Source organism: Paraburkholderia sp. SIMBA_053, from assembly GCF_046534895.1.
In the GTDB taxonomy this organism is placed as follows: domain Bacteria; phylum Pseudomonadota; class Gammaproteobacteria; order Burkholderiales; family Burkholderiaceae; genus Paraburkholderia; species Paraburkholderia caledonica.
On record NZ_JAWRXU010000257.1, the window covers coordinates 1 to 348 of the forward strand.

The window sequence follows — 348 nt, forward strand, 5'->3', positions numbered from 1 at the left end:
TTGATAGTACAGAGCTTGAAATAGTATATAATAAAACCTATTTAGAACAGGAATTGGATTTTGAAACTATTTTAAATAATTTCATTTGGTTATTTGAGTTTATTGATAGTAATGGAAGAATTAACTTTGTAAATAAGATATCTACTAGAACATCATTTCTAGATATTATTCAATTAAAAGCCAAGAGGGACTATCATGTTAATGAAGCTTTCAAAATTAATGAAATATTAACAGATGCTTCACTAGCACTATATTATCCATTATTAAAAAAGCAGAATGTTAGATTAGAAGATGTACTCGAATGGTTTTTTAAAACTTATCTTGAAGAAGATTTTTCCGTTTCAGACT

General features: G+C 25.6%; 1 protein-coding gene. It reads left to right on the forward strand.

Annotated elements, in window-relative coordinates:
- Positions 1-348 (forward strand): hypothetical protein (locus SB753_RS35520; RefSeq protein WP_410804766.1); only part of this gene is annotated, 348 nt, incomplete at both ends.